13 protein-coding genes, 1 tRNA gene and 1 pseudogene are annotated in these 14,144 nt (G+C 71.7%); 5 read left to right on the top strand and 10 right to left on the bottom strand.

Annotated elements, in window-relative coordinates; translation table 11 throughout:
- Window positions 1-45 precede the first annotated feature (45 nt).
- The 7 genes from ACTMS9_RS09410 to ACTMS9_RS09380 form a co-directional block, all read right to left on the bottom strand.
- Window positions 46-759, bottom strand: coding sequence for an ABC transporter ATP-binding protein (locus ACTMS9_RS09410; protein ID WP_357614141.1), 714 nt, complete (start codon window positions 757-759; stop codon window positions 46-48).
- Window positions 746-1,687 (bottom strand): ABC transporter ATP-binding protein, encoded by a 942-nt coding sequence (locus ACTMS9_RS09405; protein ID WP_357614144.1) that lies wholly within the window; start codon window positions 1,685-1,687, stop codon window positions 746-748. Before ACTMS9_RS09405 ends, ACTMS9_RS09410 begins: the two co-directional genes overlap by 14 nt.
- Window positions 1,680-2,837, bottom strand: a complete 1,158-nt coding sequence (locus ACTMS9_RS09400; RefSeq protein WP_357614147.1) for a branched-chain amino acid ABC transporter permease — start codon at window positions 2,835-2,837, stop codon at window positions 1,680-1,682. The genes ACTMS9_RS09405 and ACTMS9_RS09400 overlap by 8 nt, the downstream gene beginning before the upstream one ends.
- Window positions 2,834-3,817, bottom strand: coding sequence for a branched-chain amino acid ABC transporter permease (locus ACTMS9_RS09395; protein WP_357913188.1), 984 nt, complete (start codon window positions 3,815-3,817; stop codon window positions 2,834-2,836). Before ACTMS9_RS09395 ends, ACTMS9_RS09400 begins: the two co-directional genes overlap by 4 nt.
- A gap of 64 nt (window positions 3,818-3,881) precedes the next feature.
- The gene (locus ACTMS9_RS09390; protein ID WP_441145071.1) at window positions 3,882-5,024 is read right to left on the bottom strand and encodes a branched-chain amino acid ABC transporter substrate-binding protein; all 1,143 of its coding nucleotides are present in this window, start codon (window positions 5,022-5,024) and stop codon (window positions 3,882-3,884) included.
- Between the two features lie 252 nt (window positions 5,025-5,276).
- The gene (locus tag ACTMS9_RS09385) at window positions 5,277-6,440 is read right to left on the bottom strand and encodes a hypothetical protein (RefSeq protein WP_441164679.1); all 1,164 of its coding nucleotides are present in this window, start codon (window positions 6,438-6,440) and stop codon (window positions 5,277-5,279) included.
- Window positions 6,441-6,495: 55 nt separating this feature from the next.
- A complete protein-coding gene (locus ACTMS9_RS09380) occupies window positions 6,496-7,116 on the bottom strand; it encodes an ANTAR domain-containing response regulator (RefSeq protein ID WP_154943735.1) in 621 nt (206 codons plus the stop codon).
- 95 nt (window positions 7,117-7,211) lie between these two features.
- Between ACTMS9_RS09380 and ACTMS9_RS09375 the strand changes: the two genes are divergently transcribed.
- Together ACTMS9_RS09375 and ACTMS9_RS09370 are read left to right on the top strand one after the other, a co-directional pair.
- Window positions 7,212-7,295 (top strand) — tRNA-Leu (locus tag ACTMS9_RS09375).
- 89 nt (window positions 7,296-7,384) lie between these two features.
- Window positions 7,385-8,077 (top strand): transcriptional regulator, encoded by a 693-nt coding sequence (locus ACTMS9_RS09370; RefSeq protein WP_441164678.1) that lies wholly within the window; start codon window positions 7,385-7,387, stop codon window positions 8,075-8,077.
- 80 nt (window positions 8,078-8,157) lie between these two features.
- Here ACTMS9_RS09370 and ACTMS9_RS09365 read toward each other — a convergent pair whose 3' ends face one another.
- Window positions 8,158-9,333, bottom strand: coding sequence for a trans-sulfuration enzyme family protein (locus tag ACTMS9_RS09365; protein WP_441164677.1), 1,176 nt, complete (start codon window positions 9,331-9,333; stop codon window positions 8,158-8,160).
- An 83-nt stretch (window positions 9,334-9,416) separates the two neighbouring features.
- Between ACTMS9_RS09365 and ACTMS9_RS09360 the strand changes: the two genes are divergently transcribed.
- Together ACTMS9_RS09360 and ACTMS9_RS09355 are read left to right on the top strand one after the other, a co-directional pair.
- Window positions 9,417-9,896 (top strand): Lrp/AsnC family transcriptional regulator, encoded by a 480-nt coding sequence (locus ACTMS9_RS09360; protein WP_441145079.1) that lies wholly within the window; start codon window positions 9,417-9,419, stop codon window positions 9,894-9,896.
- A 98-nt stretch (window positions 9,897-9,994) separates the two neighbouring features.
- On the top strand, window positions 9,995-10,990 hold the full coding sequence (locus ACTMS9_RS09355; RefSeq protein ID WP_441164676.1) for an LLM class flavin-dependent oxidoreductase: 996 nt from the start codon (window positions 9,995-9,997) through the stop codon (window positions 10,988-10,990).
- Between the two features lie 181 nt (window positions 10,991-11,171).
- Here ACTMS9_RS09355 and ACTMS9_RS09350 read toward each other — a convergent pair.
- A pseudogene (locus ACTMS9_RS09350) lies at window positions 11,172-11,519 on the bottom strand (rhamnogalacturonan lyase); the annotation flags it as partial.
- Between the two features lie 134 nt (window positions 11,520-11,653).
- On the opposite strand from ACTMS9_RS09350, the gene ACTMS9_RS09345 reads away from it, so the two are divergent.
- Entirely contained in the window at window positions 11,654-13,087 is a 1,434-nt protein-coding gene (locus ACTMS9_RS09345; protein WP_441145083.1) for a pyridoxal-dependent decarboxylase, read from the top strand.
- Window positions 13,088-13,100: 13 nt separating this feature from the next.
- Here the strand turns inward: ACTMS9_RS09345 and ACTMS9_RS09340 are convergent, their stop codons facing one another.
- Window positions 13,101-14,111 (bottom strand): sulfite exporter TauE/SafE family protein, encoded by a 1,011-nt coding sequence (locus tag ACTMS9_RS09340; RefSeq protein ID WP_441164675.1) that lies wholly within the window; start codon window positions 14,109-14,111, stop codon window positions 13,101-13,103.
- Window positions 14,112-14,144: the final 33 nt, after the last annotated feature.

Here is a 14,144-nt window from a genome sequence, read left to right as displayed (position 1 = left end):
GCCCGCCCCCTGGGGGACGGACGGCCGCCGACGCTACGACGCGGCTCAGGCCACGCCGAGGTACGCCTCCTTGACCGCCGGGTCGGTGAGCAGGTCCTGACCGGACCCCTCCTTCACGATCCGACCGGTCTCCAGCACGTACCCCCGGTGCGCCCGGGAGAGCGCCTGCTGGGCGTTCTGCTCCACCAGCAGGATCGTGGTGCCCTGCTGGTTGATCTCCGTGATGATGTCGAAGATCTGCCGGATGACCATCGGGGCCAGACCCATCGACGGCTCGTCGAGCAGCAGCAGCTTCGGGCGGCTCATCAGCGCCCGGCCGACGGCGAGCATCTGCTGCTCACCGCCGGAGAGCGTGCCGCCGGCCTGCTTGCGGCGCTCGGCCAGCCGCGGGAAGAGGGTCAGCACCCGGTCCAGGTCGGCGGCGATGCCGGCGGAGTCCCGCCGGGTGTACGCCCCCATGTCCAGGTTCTCCATCACGGTCATGCCGGGGAAGATCTGCCGACCCTCGGGCGACTGGCACAGCCCCCGGACGACCCGCAGGTCGGCCCGGAGCTTGCTGATGTCCTCGCCGTTGAAGGTGATCCGGCCCCCGGACAGCGCCCGGGTCCCGGAGATGGCCCGCATGGTGGTGGTCTTGCCGGCGCCGTTCGCGCCGATCAGGGCCACCACCTCGCCCTCGTTCACGGTCAGGCTGATGCCGTGCAGGGCCTCGATGCGGCCGTACGCGACGCTCACGTCGTCCAGCTCAAGCAGCGTCATCGGCGGGCTCCCCCAGGTATGCGGCGATCACCTTCGGGTCCCGGCTGACCTCGGCGGGCGCCCCTTCGGCGATCTTGCGGCCGAACTCCAGCACCACGATCCGGTCGGTGACCCCCATGACCAGGCGCATGTCGTGCTCGATGAGCAGCACGGTCAGCCCCTTGTCGCGGATCTTCCGGATCAGGGTGAGCAGTTCCTCCTTCTCCGCCGGGTTGAAGCCGGCGGCCGGCTCGTCCAGGCAGATCAGCTTCGGCTCGGTGGCCAGCGCCCGGGCGATCTCCAGCCGACGCTGGTAGCCGTAGGGCAGGTTGCGGGCCTCGTCGTTGGCCCGGTCGGCGATCCCGACGAAGCGCAGCAGCTCCAGCGCCTTGGCCTCGGCGGCCCGCTCCTCCAGGATGTGCCGCGACAGGCCGAAGGTCTTCGCGCACGACCGACGCACCTGCTGCCAGGTCCGCTTGATCCCGTCCGGGGCGGTGACCTGCGGCAGTTCCTCCGGCTTGGGCCGGACCCGGTAGAGCCGGAACAGCGCCCCGGGCACGCTCGTCTTGTGCCGGGAGTCGGTCCCGACCATGACGTTCTCCAGCGCGGTCATCTCCGGGAACAGGCGGATGTTCTGGAACGTCCGCGAGATGCCCATCCGGCTGATCTGGTGCGGCTTGCGCCCGGTGACCCGCTCGCCGCGGAACCGGACCGCGCCCGAGGTGGGCTTGTAGACGCCGGTCATCACGTTGAAGCTGGTGGTCTTGCCGGCGCCGTTCGGCCCGATCAGGCCGAGGATCTCGCCCTCGTAGATCTGAAAATCGATCTTGTCGAGGGCGACCACGCCGCCGAAGCGGAGCGTGACGTCGTCGACTTCGAGCAGCACCGGCCGGGGACCCGGCTGGGCCGGGATCTTCGGCGTGGCGGTGCTGGTGGTCTCGTCAGACATGAGCGGGCGCCTCCTCTGCCGCCGCCGCGCGGTCCTTCAGCTCACGGGCCCGCCGCCGGCTGGGGATGAGGCCCTGCGGACGCAGGATCATCACCAGCACCATGGCCAGGCCGAAGGCCAGCCACCGGTAGTCGGCGATCTCCCGGAACCGCTCCGGGAGGTAGGCCAGCAGCACCGCACCGAGCGAAACCCCGACCATGTTCCCCGAGCCGCCGACCACGACCATGGCGACGAAGAGGATGGAGAGGTTCGCGTTGAACTGGGTCGGGTCGATGAACGCGTTCCGGCTGGCGAAGAGGAACCCGGACAGGCCGCCGAGCGCCGCGCCGATGGCGAACGCCCACAGCTTGAACTTGAACGGGTAGACACCCATCACCGCGGCGGCGTCCTCGTCCTCGCGGACGGCCAGCCAGGCGCGGCCGACCCGGCTGTGCTCCAGCCGGCGCACCGCGAAGACCATCAGCAGCACCACGGTGATCGCCAGCCAGTACCACGGCTTCGCGTCGATCAGGCCGAACCATTCGTTCTCCGCCGCCGGCGGACCCTCCGGGCCCGGGATCGCGGAGATGCCCTGCGGGCCGTTGGTCACCCCGTTGGCGTTGCGGGCCACGATCCGGATGATCTCGCCGAAGCCCAGCGTGACGATCGCCAGGTAGTCACCGCGCAGCCGCAGCGTCGGCCAGCCCAGCAGCACCCCGAAGACCATGGTGAGCACGATCGCCAGCAGCAGGCAGATCGACCAGGTGACCGCCCAGGTCGGCGGCAGGTCGAACTCGTTCTGGATCCACTTCACCACCGGCGAGTTGACCGAGCCGAACAGCGCCACGCTGTACGCGCCGACGGCGAAGAAGCCGATGTAGCCGAGGTCGAGCAGGCCGGCCAGGCCGACCACCACGTTCAGACCGATCGCGACCAGCACGTAGATGGCGCAGACGAAGAGCACGCCGGCCCAGTTGTTGCCACCGGCGATCGAGTCGGTGCGCAGCCAGGTCAGGCCAGGGATGCCGAGCAGCGGCAGGTAGTACAGGAAGCCCACCAGGGCCACGAGCGCCGCGATCCGCTGCCACTTCGGCAGCGCGCCGAACCGGTCACCGACGGAGGTCAGCATGCCGACCCGGCGGCGGTCTGCGTTCCGAATCTTGTCGATCATGCGCGGGCCCTCCCGAGCGACTCACCCAACAGGCCGGTCGGGCGGAACATCAGCACCACGATGAGGACGATGAACGCGATGACGTCCTCCCAGTTGGAGGCGAAGAGCGTGGCGCCGTAGACCTCGACGACGCCGAGGAACAGACCACCCACCAGCGCGCCCCGCAGGTTGCCGATACCGCCCAGCACCGCGGCCGTGAACGCCTTGAGGCCGAGCACGAAGCCGATGCTGTTCTGGGTGAAGCCGAAACGCATGCTCCACAGCAGCGCGGCCGCGCCGGCCATGATCCCGCCCAGCACGAAGATCAGCATGATCACGCGCTCCTGGTTGACGCCCATCAGCGCGGCCGTCTCCGGGTTCTGCGCCACCGCCCGCACGCCCCGGCCGTAGCGGGTGCGGTTGATGAACCAGTCGAGGAGGGCCATCATCACCACGGCGGAGACGAAGACGATCACCTGGATGTTGGTGATCGACGTGCCGCCGATCTGGAACAGGGTCTCCTGCTTGATGATCGTCGGCATGCCGACGATCTGCCGGGCCCGGCCGAACAGCGACGGCAGCGCGCCGCCCGCCACGTCGGGCAGGAGCAGGCCGAAGACCTCGACCAGCACCAGGGAGAGGCCGATCGCGGTGATCAGGAAGATCAGCGGCGGCGCGTTCTTGCGCCGCAGCGGGCGGTACGCGATCCGCTCGATCGCCAGGGCCGTGCCGCCCGAGGCGACCGCCGCGGCGATCAGGCCGAGCACCAGGAAGAGGATGGCCTGGCCGGCCGGCGGGTTATTTTCCACCCCGAAGGCGGTCCACACGCCCAGCACCGCGAAGGTGCCGACCATGAAGACCTCGGAGTGGGCGAAGTTGATCAGTCGCAGTACACCGTAGACGAGGGTGTAGCCCAGGGCGATCAGGGCGTAGATCGCCCCCTTGGACAACCCGTCGACGGTGTGCTGGCCGAGGTGGCCGAAAAGTTCGTCGAAATTCACCGGGGTCTCCTTGCATCGAGTGCGGCCGGGGACGACACCCCGGCCGCACTCCAGTGCCATGACGTCAGCTGAGCTTGAGCTCCTGCAGAGGAGTGATCTCCGTGCCCTTGATCTGGTACGCCCAGATGACGACCTTCGACGGGTCGACATCGCCCTTGTCGTCGAACTTGATGTACTTCGAGACGCCCTGCTTGTCGTAGGACTTCACGTAGGCGAGGATGTCGGCCCGGCTCTTCTTGCCGTCCTTGAACGCGTCCAGGTAGACCTGCGCCGCGTCGAAGCCCTCCGCGCCGTAGGAACCCGGCGCCTGGCCGAACTCCTTCTGGTAGTCGGCGGAGAAGGTGCCGCCGGCCTTGTCGGCCGGGAGGCAGGGGCAGGTGATGATGGCGCCCTCGGCGCCACCCGACGCGCCCTGCGGGAACGCCGGGTCGTACAGACCGTCCGGGCCGACGAACTTGGCCTGGACACCGGCCGCGCGCATCTGCTTGACCAGCGGGGCCGCCTCACGGGTGTAACCGCCGTAGAAGACGAAGTCCGCCTGCGCCGCCTTGATCTTGGAGATCGTCGCGTCGAACTGCGACTGCTTCTCCTGGATCTTGTCGGTGCCGGCGAGCTGCAGGTTCTTGCCCAGCTCGGCGGTGATGCCCGCGCCGTACGCGCTGCCGTCGTCGATGGCGAAAACCTTCGCCGCGTTCTGCGACTTCATGTAGGTCGCCACGGCGCCCGCCTGGGTGCCGTCGTGGCCGACCACCCGGAAGAAGGACTTGTTGCCCTTCTGGGTCAGGTCGGTCCGGGTCGCCGACGGGCTCACCATGGCCAGGCCGGCGGCCTGGTAGATCGGCATGGTGGCGTCGGACTCGCCGGAGAAGTGCCCACCGATGACGCCGAGGAACGAGTTGTCACCGGCGATCTGGTTCGCGAACGGGGTCGCCACCGCAGGGTCACCCTGGGTGTCGAACTCCTGCATGGTGACCTTGCAGTCCTTGTTCTTCTCGTTGAACTGCTTGACGGCGAGCTTCGCGCCGTTCAGCGACGGGATCACCAGGCCCGCGTTGTCACCGGTGAACGCGCCGAAGATAGCGATCTTGCCACCGCAGTCGCCGGACGCGGTGCCGCTGCCACCGCCAGAGTCCTGGCAACCCGCGGCGCCGACCATCGCCGCAGCGATTGCGGCGGCTCCGAGCACCCGTACATAGCTACGCCTCACGGCTTCCTGACCTCCTCCAGAAGCAGATGGCGACGGCACCGAGAAGGACGGCGAGAGTACAGCCCGCACCACCACCCCACCCGGCAGGGACGCCCCTGCGTTACGGCTCGTGATGGCGGAGCGTACCGACACTCATACGGTCGAGGAAGGGCTTGGGGCGTGGTCTGCCAAACCGTTACGAAGACGCGCGCGATGGATACGGACGCCGTAACAGGTGGTTCCCTGAGCGGTCCTTAAGCCCCAGCTACGCCCTCACCGCGGGACGGCGAGCATCGGGGCCGACCAGGCCGCGGAGCGGACACCGTCGTCAGCGAAGATCCACAGCCGCTCCCCCACCGCCGCCAGCGCCACGTCCCGGTCCGCCCCGGCCGGCACCGGACCGGGCAGCTCCACCCGCCGCCAGGACCCACCCCGGTCGACGGACGTCCAGACCGAACGGGACTTCCCGTCGGAAACCGCCGCCACCAGCCACCCACCCGCCGTGACCAGGCCGTCCACCGACGGCACCTGCGACGGCGCCGCCCCGCCGAAGCCGCCGGCGGCCGCCCACCGGTCACCGTCGCGCCGCCAGGCGCCGAACGCCCCGCCCCGCAGCCCGACCGCCACCGCCGCACCGTCGACCAGGACGACCCGCTGCAACTCCTCGTAACGGTCGGTACCGGGCAGCGCCGTCCGCCGCCAGGTGCGGCCGTCCGCCGACGACCAGGCGACCGGGTCGCGGTCGATCCGGCCCGCCGGCAGCACGCCGCCCACCGCCAGCCACCCCCCGGGTACGCCCACCGCGTCGAACGCCCAGCTGACCCCGCGCCCGTCGCTGGCCAGCTCCGGCGCCCCCTCCACCAGGGCGAAGTCCGCCGCGTCCGGCGACACCCAGGCCGCCGCGCCGCTGGACCGGTTGCCGACGATCAACCAGCCGGCCGGCCCGCCCGTCAGGCGGGACACGTTCACCGCCTTCGGCCCGCCGTACGTCTCGAACGAGGCGGACACCTCGACCAGCCCACCGTCGGGGCGCTGCCGCCAGGTGCTCACCCGGGGATAGCCGTGCGCGCCGCCGACCTTCGCGCCGATCACCGCCAGCGCACCGTCGCGGCAACCGGCCGAATAGAGCACGTTCTGCTTGCCGTAGAAGGAATCCGCGGCGATCGGCACGACCGTCCAGTTCGTACCGTCCCGGCTGGTCCAGGCGGCCGGCCGGGTGCCGCCGGCGACGTCCGCGACGCCGCCCACCGCGTACCACCGGCCCGCGCAGGCGGTCGCGTCGCGCAGCAGCGCGCGGCCCGGCGGACCCGGCAGGGTCAGCGCCTGCCACGCCGGGCGGACCGGCTCCTCGGCAGGGCGTGGCGCGGGCGCCGGATCACAGGCGGCCAGCAGCACGGCGAGGACGCCGAGCACCGCGAGCACGCGCCGAGTGGACACGCGTCGATGCTAGCCACCGACGGTGGTTTCCGGGGACCCGGCGGGCCGACCGGTGTCAGGCGGTCGGCTGGGCGACCTCGCCGCCGGCGGTCTCCGCGAGGATCCGCTCGGCGACCTCCTTCATGGTCATCCGGTGGTCCATCGCCGTGCGCTGGATCCACTTGAACGCCTGCGGCTCGGTCATCCCGTACGTGGTCATCAGCGCGCCCTTGGCCCGCTCGACGGTCTTGCGGATCTCCAGCCGGTCGGTGAGGCCGGCGACCTCCGACTCCAGGGCTGCGATCTCCGAGTAGCGCGACAGCGCGATCTCCACCGCCGGCACCAGGTCGCTCTTCTGGAAGGGCTTCACCAGGTACGCCATCGCGCCCGCCGCCCGGGCCCGCTCCACCAGGTCGCGCTGGCTGAACGCGGTCAGGATGATCACCGGGGCGATGCGGGCGCCGGCGATCCGCTCGGCGGCGGCCAGCCCGTCCATGATCGGCATCTTGATGTCGAGGATGACCAGGTCCGGCTTGAGCTCCTCGGCCAGCCGGACGGCGGTCTCGCCGTCGCCGGCCTCGCCGACGACCTCGTAGCCCTCCTCGACCAGCATCTCGGCCAGGTCCAGCCGGATGAGCGCCTCGTCCTCGGCGATCAGTACCCGCCTGCGCTCGGCGTCCGTCTGCGTCTCGGCCACGAGCCACTCCTACCATCGATCTCGGCACGGCTACCACCCATGCTCTCGCATGAGACTAGTCGGGTACAGTGAGCCACACCCTCCGCAGGGGTGACGCCGGGATGATGGAATCGGCAGACATGAATGCCTCAAAAGCATTTGCCCGAAAGGGCGTGCGGGTTCGAGTCCCGCTCCCGGCACTTCTGTCATACACCTGTTCGATGATGCGCGTGTGCACCCTCCTGAGATAAGGGCCCGCGCCCGCAGTCAGTACCTTGCCGGTGTCAGCGTGGCAGCCACCGCCCGCGCCCTAGGTCTCCCCTACCGCACCGTCTGGCACTGGTGCAAAGACCGGCCCGAGCCGAGACAGCACGGCACCCAGCTACGGTGCTTCCGATGCAGGTCCGGCGTCGACAATCCGACAAAGCCGGCCGCCTATGCCTACCTGCTCGGCCTCTACCTCGGCGACGGCCACCTCGTCACCACGGCGCGGGTGCCGGTCCTCCGGATCTACTGCGCCAACGCCTGGCCGCACCTGATCGAGCTTTGCGAACAGGCGATGCGCGACGTGCTGGCGAACTCGGTGCAACGGGTACAGAAGCAGGGCTGTATCGGGGTGCAGAGCTACGGAACGCACTGGCCCTGCCTGCTCCCGCAGCACGGCCCCGGCAAGAAGCACGAAAGGCCGATCGTCCTCGCCGACTGGCAGCGCCAGATCGTCGAGGCCCACCCGGGTGACTTCCTGCGGGGTCTCTTCCACTCCGACGGCTGCCGGGTCAGCAACCGGGTCACCGTCCGCGGCAAGGGCTACGTCTATCCGCGCTACATGTTCTCCAACGAGTCCGCCGACATCATGCGGCTCTGCCAGTGGGCCCTCGACCTGCTCGGCATCGCCTGGAAGATGAACCGCAGCAACTCCCTCTCCGTCGCCCGCCGGGAGGCGGTCGCGGCCCTCGACCGGCACGTCGGCCCGAAATCATGAACGCGACATGACGGATCCCAGGAGACGCACCGGTCGCACCGGCCACGCGTGACGAGTGCGACAGGCACGGCAAGCGCCGGTCAGATCACGCCGAGCGCCCGCTCCAGGTCGGCCCGCAGGTCCTCCGGGTCCTCCAGCCCGACGGAGATCCGCAGCAGCCCACCGCCCGGCTTGGCCTCCCCCGCCACCGGCCGGTGGGTGAGCGAGGCCGGATGCTGGATCAGGGTGTCCACCCCGCCGAGCGACACCGCGTGGGTGATCAGTTCGCACGCGCCGGCGACGGCCGCGGCGGCGGGCGCGCCTCCGCGTACCTCGAAGGCGAGCAGGCTGCCGCTGCCGGACATCTGGCGGCCGACCAGGCCGGCCGGGTCGTGGACCGAGGGGTGGTGCACCCTCACGACGGCCGGGTGGCCGGTGAGCCAGCCGGCGAGCTTCTCCGCGCCGGCCTGCTGGGCGCGGACCCGCAGCGGCAGCGTCTGCAGGCCCCGGTGCAGCAGGTACGCGCCGAGCGGGTGCAGCACGGCTCCGGTGACGGCGCGGACCTGGCGCAGTCGGGCGGCCCAGTCGGCGTCGCAGGCGACGACGCCGGCGAGCACGTCGCCGTGGCCGCCGATGCTCTTGGTGGCGCTGTGCAGGACGAGCGCGGCGCCGTGCCGGGCGGGCTGCTGGAGCACGGGCGTGGCGACGGTGTTGTCGACGAGCAGCGGGACGTCGCCGGCGGCGGTGGCGAGCGCGGCGATGTCGACCAGGTCGAGGGTGGGGTTGGCGGGCGTCTCGACGATCACCAGGGCGGTGTCGGGGCGGACGGCGGCGGCGACCTCGTCGGGGCGGGCCCAGGTGACCTCGGTGCCGAGCAGTCCGGTGGCGAGCACGTGGTCGGTGCCGCCGTAGAGGGGGCGGACGGCGACGATGTGCCGTTTGCCGTCCCGGGTGGCGGCGAGCAGCGCGGCGGTCAGGGCGGCCATGCCGCTGGCGAAGGCGACGGCCGCGGCGGTGCCTTCCAGTTCGGCCAGGGCGGTCTCGAAGCGGGCCACGGTGGGGTTCCAGAGCCGCTGGTAGACGGCGCTGGCGCCGGCCGGGAGGGTGCCGCCGGTGGCGAGCAGCTCGTACGCGTCGCCGCCGCCCTCGACCGAGGGCAGCGGGTTGGTGGTGGAGAGGTCGATCGGCGGCACGTGGACGCCGAGGCCCGCGAGATCGTCGCGGCCGGCGTGCACGGCCCGGGTGTCCACGGTCGTCATGCCGGAAGCGTCGAACAATAAGCTGTCTCCGGGCAATAGAATCGAAGATGATTCTGCAGGAGCCGCTATCGTTGTCGCAGCATTCGCGGAAGGATGTTCACATGCCCCCTGCGCCGAATGATGTGCGGCCGTTCGCCGCGCTGGACGACGTCGACCGAGCGATCCTCACCGAGCTGGCCGCCGACGGCCGGCTGCCGAACAACGCCCTCGCCGAGCGGGTGGGAGTGGCCCCCTCGACCTGTCTCACCCGGACCCGGGCGCTGCGCGACTGTGGGGCGATCCGCGGCTTCCACGCGGAGGTGGACCCGGCCGCGGTGGGGTTGCCGTTGCAGGCGCTGGTGTCGGTCCGGCTGATCGCGCACGAGCGGGCTGCGGTGGACGCCTTCCGGGCCCGGTCGGTCCGGCTGCCCGGGGTGGTGTCGGTGTTCCACGTGGCCGGCGCGGAGGACTACGTGCTGCATGTGCGGGCGGCGTCCGGGGACGCGCTACGCGACTTCGTGCTCGACCACCTGGCGGTGGATCCGGCGGTGCAGCACACCCAGACCAGCCTGATCTTCGAGCAGGCACGCGGCATGGGCTGACCGGCGGGCGCCGACGGGATGGACCTCGCCACCCGTACCCGACGAGGGGAACAAATCCGGCGCGCGGCGGGTTGGCCACAGCCGTGATCGACGTACCGATGTCTGTTCTTGATCTTGCGCCCGTCGCCCGTGGGGCGTCCGCCTGGGAGGCCCTGCGGGCCACCACCGAGCTGGCCCGCCGCACCGAGGAGCTGGGCTACCGCCGGTTCTGGGTGGCCGAGCACCACAACATGCCGGCGATCGCCAGCTCCGCGCCGGCGGTGCTGCTGGCGCACCTGGCGGCGCACACCTCGACGATTCGGCTGGGCTCCGGCGGGGTGATGCTGCCCAACCACGCGCCGCTGGTGGTCGCCGAGCAGTTCGGCACCCTGGAGGCGCTGCACCCGGGCCGCATCGACCTGGGCATCGGCCGCGCGCCGGGCACCGACCAGGTGACCGCGCTGGCGCTGCGCCGGACCATGGAGGGGCTGTCGGCGGAGGGCTTCCCACGCGAGCTGGCGGACCTGATGAACTATTTCAGCGGCGACGAGCCGGGGCCGATCACCGCCACCCCGGGGCTCGGCCAGTCCCCCGCGGTCTGGCTGCTCGGATCCAGCGGCTTCAGCGCCCAGCTGGCCGGGCTGCTCGGGTTGCCGTTCTCGTTCGCGCACCACTTCAGCGCGCAGCACACCCTGCCCGCGTTGCAGCTGTACCGGGAGAACTTCCGCCCGTCGCGCTGGCTGGAGCAGCCGTACGCGATGGTGGCGGTCAACGTGGTGTGCGCGGAGACCGACGAGCGGGCCGAGTGGCTGGCCGGGCCGAGCGCGCTGTCGTTCCTGAAGCTGCGCTCGGGGCGGCCGGAGCCCCTCGCCACGCCCGAGGAGGCGGCGGCGTACCCGTACAGCGAGTTCGAGCGGGAGTTCGTGCGGCAGCGCCGCGACGGGCAGGCCATGGGTTCGCCGGAGACGGTTCGCCGACAGCTCGGCGACCTGCTGGCGCGCACCGGCGCGGACGAGCTGATGGTCACCACGATGGTGTACGACGTGGCCGACCGGGTGCGCTCCTTCGAACTGGTCGCCGACGAGGTGGCCGGCGGACTCACGCGGAATGCCTGAAACACGCTCTTCATACCCACGTCACCCCACCGTCGCGTGCCGCGCCTAACTTGGTGATCGGTGGTGGTACGGCACTCCCGGTCGGGACGGGTCGGGGGTGCTGCGGTGTGGAGCACCGGGTCGCCAGTGGTGCGGATTCCGCGGCTGGCGACCCGGTGCCTACCGGATCGGGGCTTCGGCCTCAGCGCAGGTAGATGTCCGGCGTGGGCGGGGTGCCCATGCCGTCGCCGATGAAGTAGCCGGTGTGCGGCGGCTGGTTGTAGGCGGTGTTCTGCCAGGCCACCGAGACCCGGTACTGCGGGTCGTGCATCAGGGTGGGGATGCGCAGGCCGGTCGGGGTGGGCGTGCTGTAGATCCGCAGTGCGCGACTGTCGGTGGTGGGCCAGACGACCTCCTCACGCCAGTCACCCAGCAGGTCGGCGGAGATCGACGGCGTGGCCTTGGTGCCGTTGATCGAGGTGACGCCGCTGCCGGTGAGCAGCCGGGTGTCGCCGCCGGTGCCGTACTTGGTCACGTACGTGCGGTCCAGCGGCGGTGAGCGGACATCCATCGACGTCCGTGTTTCGGCTCCGCGCACCGAGATTGCTAGGACAACCCCTTCCCGCCTGCAACGGCAGCCGGTCACCCCTTGCCCACGCCGGATCGGTTTGGTCGACTCGTCGGATGGCTGAGCACATGGACCCGGAGGAGTTCCGCCGCGCCGGGTACGCGGTGGTGGACTGGATCGCCGACTACTGGACGACGCTCGGGAAGCGTCCGGTCACCTCGCAGGACCCGCCCGGCGCGGTGGCGGCGGCGCTGCCCGCGAGCCCGCCCGAGCACGGCGAGCCGGTCGAGGCCGTGCTCGCCGATCTGGACACCCTGATCACTCCTCGGCTGACCCACTGGCAGCACCCCGGGTTCTTCGGCTACTTCCCGGCCAACACCTCCGGCCCGAGCGTGCTCGGCGATCTGGTCAGCTCCGGGCTCGGCGTGCAGGGCATGCTCTGGGCCACCAGCCCGGCCTGCACCGAGCTGGAGACGGTGATGCTGGACTGGCTGGCCGGGCTCATGGACCTGCCGCAACGGTTCCGCTCCACCGGTCGGGGCGGCGGGGTGATCCAGGACTCGGCCTCCTCGGCCACGCTGGTCGCCACCCTGGGCGCGCTGCACCGGGCCAGCGGCGGCCGGTGGCGCGCGGTGGGCATCGACCGCCGGTACCGGGCGTACACCTCCACCCAGGGGCACTCCTCCATCGAGAAGGCGGCGCGGATCGCCGGGCTGGGCGAGGACGGTGTCCGCCCGATCGAGGTGGACCCGGAGACGCTGGCGATGCGCCCGGCGGCGCTGCGGGCGGCGATCGAGGCCGACCGCGCCGATGGCGACGTACCGGCGATCGTGGTGGCCACCATCGGGACGACCTCCACCACCGCCGTGGACCCGCTGCCGGAGATCGGTGCGATCTGCGCCGAGTACGGCGTCTGGCTGCACGTCGACGCCGCGTACGCGGGCGCGGCGGCGGTCTGCCCGGAGCTGCGCTGGTCGCACGCCGGGCTGGAGCACGCCGATTCGTACTGCTTCGACCCGCACAAGTGGCTGCTCACCGGCTTCGACTGCGACGCGTTCTGGGTGGCCGACCGGGGCGAGCTGATCGAGGCGTTGACGGTGATGCCGGAGTTCCTGCGCAACGCCGCGACCGAGTCCGGCGCGGTGATCGACTACCGGGACTGGCAGGTGCCGCTGGGCCGGCGCTTCCGAGCGCTGAAGCTCTGGTTCGTGCTCCGCTGGTACGGCGTCGAGGGGCTGCGCGCGCACATCCGCGCGGGCGTCGCGCTGGCCGACCGGTTCGCCCGCCGGGTGACCGCCGACGACCGGTTCGACCTCGCCGCACCGCACCCGTTCTCGCTGGTCTGCTTCCGGCTGCGGGCCGGCGACGAGGCGAGCGCCGCGCTGCTGGCCCGGGTCAACGACACCGGCCGGGTGCACCTGACGCACACCCGGGTCGGCGGGCGGTACACGCTGCGCCTGGCGGTCGGCTCGCCGCTGACCGCCGAGGAGCACGTCGACGAGGCGTGGGAGCTGCTGGCGTCCGCGGCGAGCGACGTGCTCGCCGGCTGACCCCGCCGGGGGGTCAGTGGTCGGCGGCGGCGAGTCGGGGCACGGCCTCGACCGGCGCGACGGCCGCCTTCTCCGCGGCCTGGGCCGGCGCGGTCACGGCCCGCGCGGCCGGCCCGGTCGCGGGGTGGGCGGTCGCGGACAGCGCCGCGTCGACGGTGCTGCGGGCCCGACGGGTACGGCGCAGCGCGCGCACCGCCAGCGCCAGCGCGACCGCCCAGCCGACGGCGAGCAGCGCGTAGACCGCCGGGCGGGCGGCGCCGCCCAGCTCGCCGGCGCGCATCAGGGTGCGGGCGTTGGTCAGCACGATCACGCCGCCGATGGTCGCGCCGAGCAGTTGGGCCGGGACGATGCGCACCAGCCAGGCGGCGACCGGCGCGGCGATCAGGCCGCCGACCAGCAACGCGGCCACGGTGGGCAGCAGGAAGCCCTGGCTGCCCAGGCCGATCAGGAAGCCGATGCTGGCCGCGCCGGCGACCACGAACTCGGCGGTGTCGACGGAACCGATCACCTTGCGCGGCTCCAGCCGGCCGGAGACCAGCAGCGCGGGCGTGGCCACCGGGCCCCATCCGCCGCCGCCGGTGGCGTCGACGAAGCCGGCGACCAGGCCGAGCGGGCCGAGGAACCGGCCGCGCAGCCCACCGGCGTCGGCCCGGGGGCGCAGCGGCCGGGAGAAGCGGACCAACAGGTACGCGCCGAGCACGAAGAGGATGCCCGCCATCCACGGCGCGGCCGACTCGGTGGAGATGGCGCTGAGGAAGGTGGCCCCGGCGAAGGCGCCGAGCGCGCCGGGGACGGCGATCCGGGCGACCACCCGCCAGTCGACGTTGCCGAACCGCCAGTGCGCGACGCCGGCGGCGAGCGTGGTGCCGATCTCGGCCAGGTGTACCGAGGCGGAGGCGGTGGCCGGGGCGATGCCGGCGAAGAGCAGCAGGGTGGACGAGGTCAGCCCGTACGCCATGCCGAGCGCCCCGTCGACGAGCTGGGCGGCCAGCCCGACCAGAGCGAGGACCAGAAGCTTGCGCACGCGCGCCCCTCCGAACTTTTCGGCATCTCCTAT

The organism is Micromonospora sp. L31 (genome assembly GCF_052068075.1).
Lineage (GTDB): Bacteria > Actinomycetota > Actinomycetes > Mycobacteriales > Micromonosporaceae > Micromonospora > Micromonospora purpureochromogenes.
The sequence above is the reverse complement of the archived record's forward strand: the minus strand, read 5'-3'. Positions and strand labels throughout refer to the sequence as shown.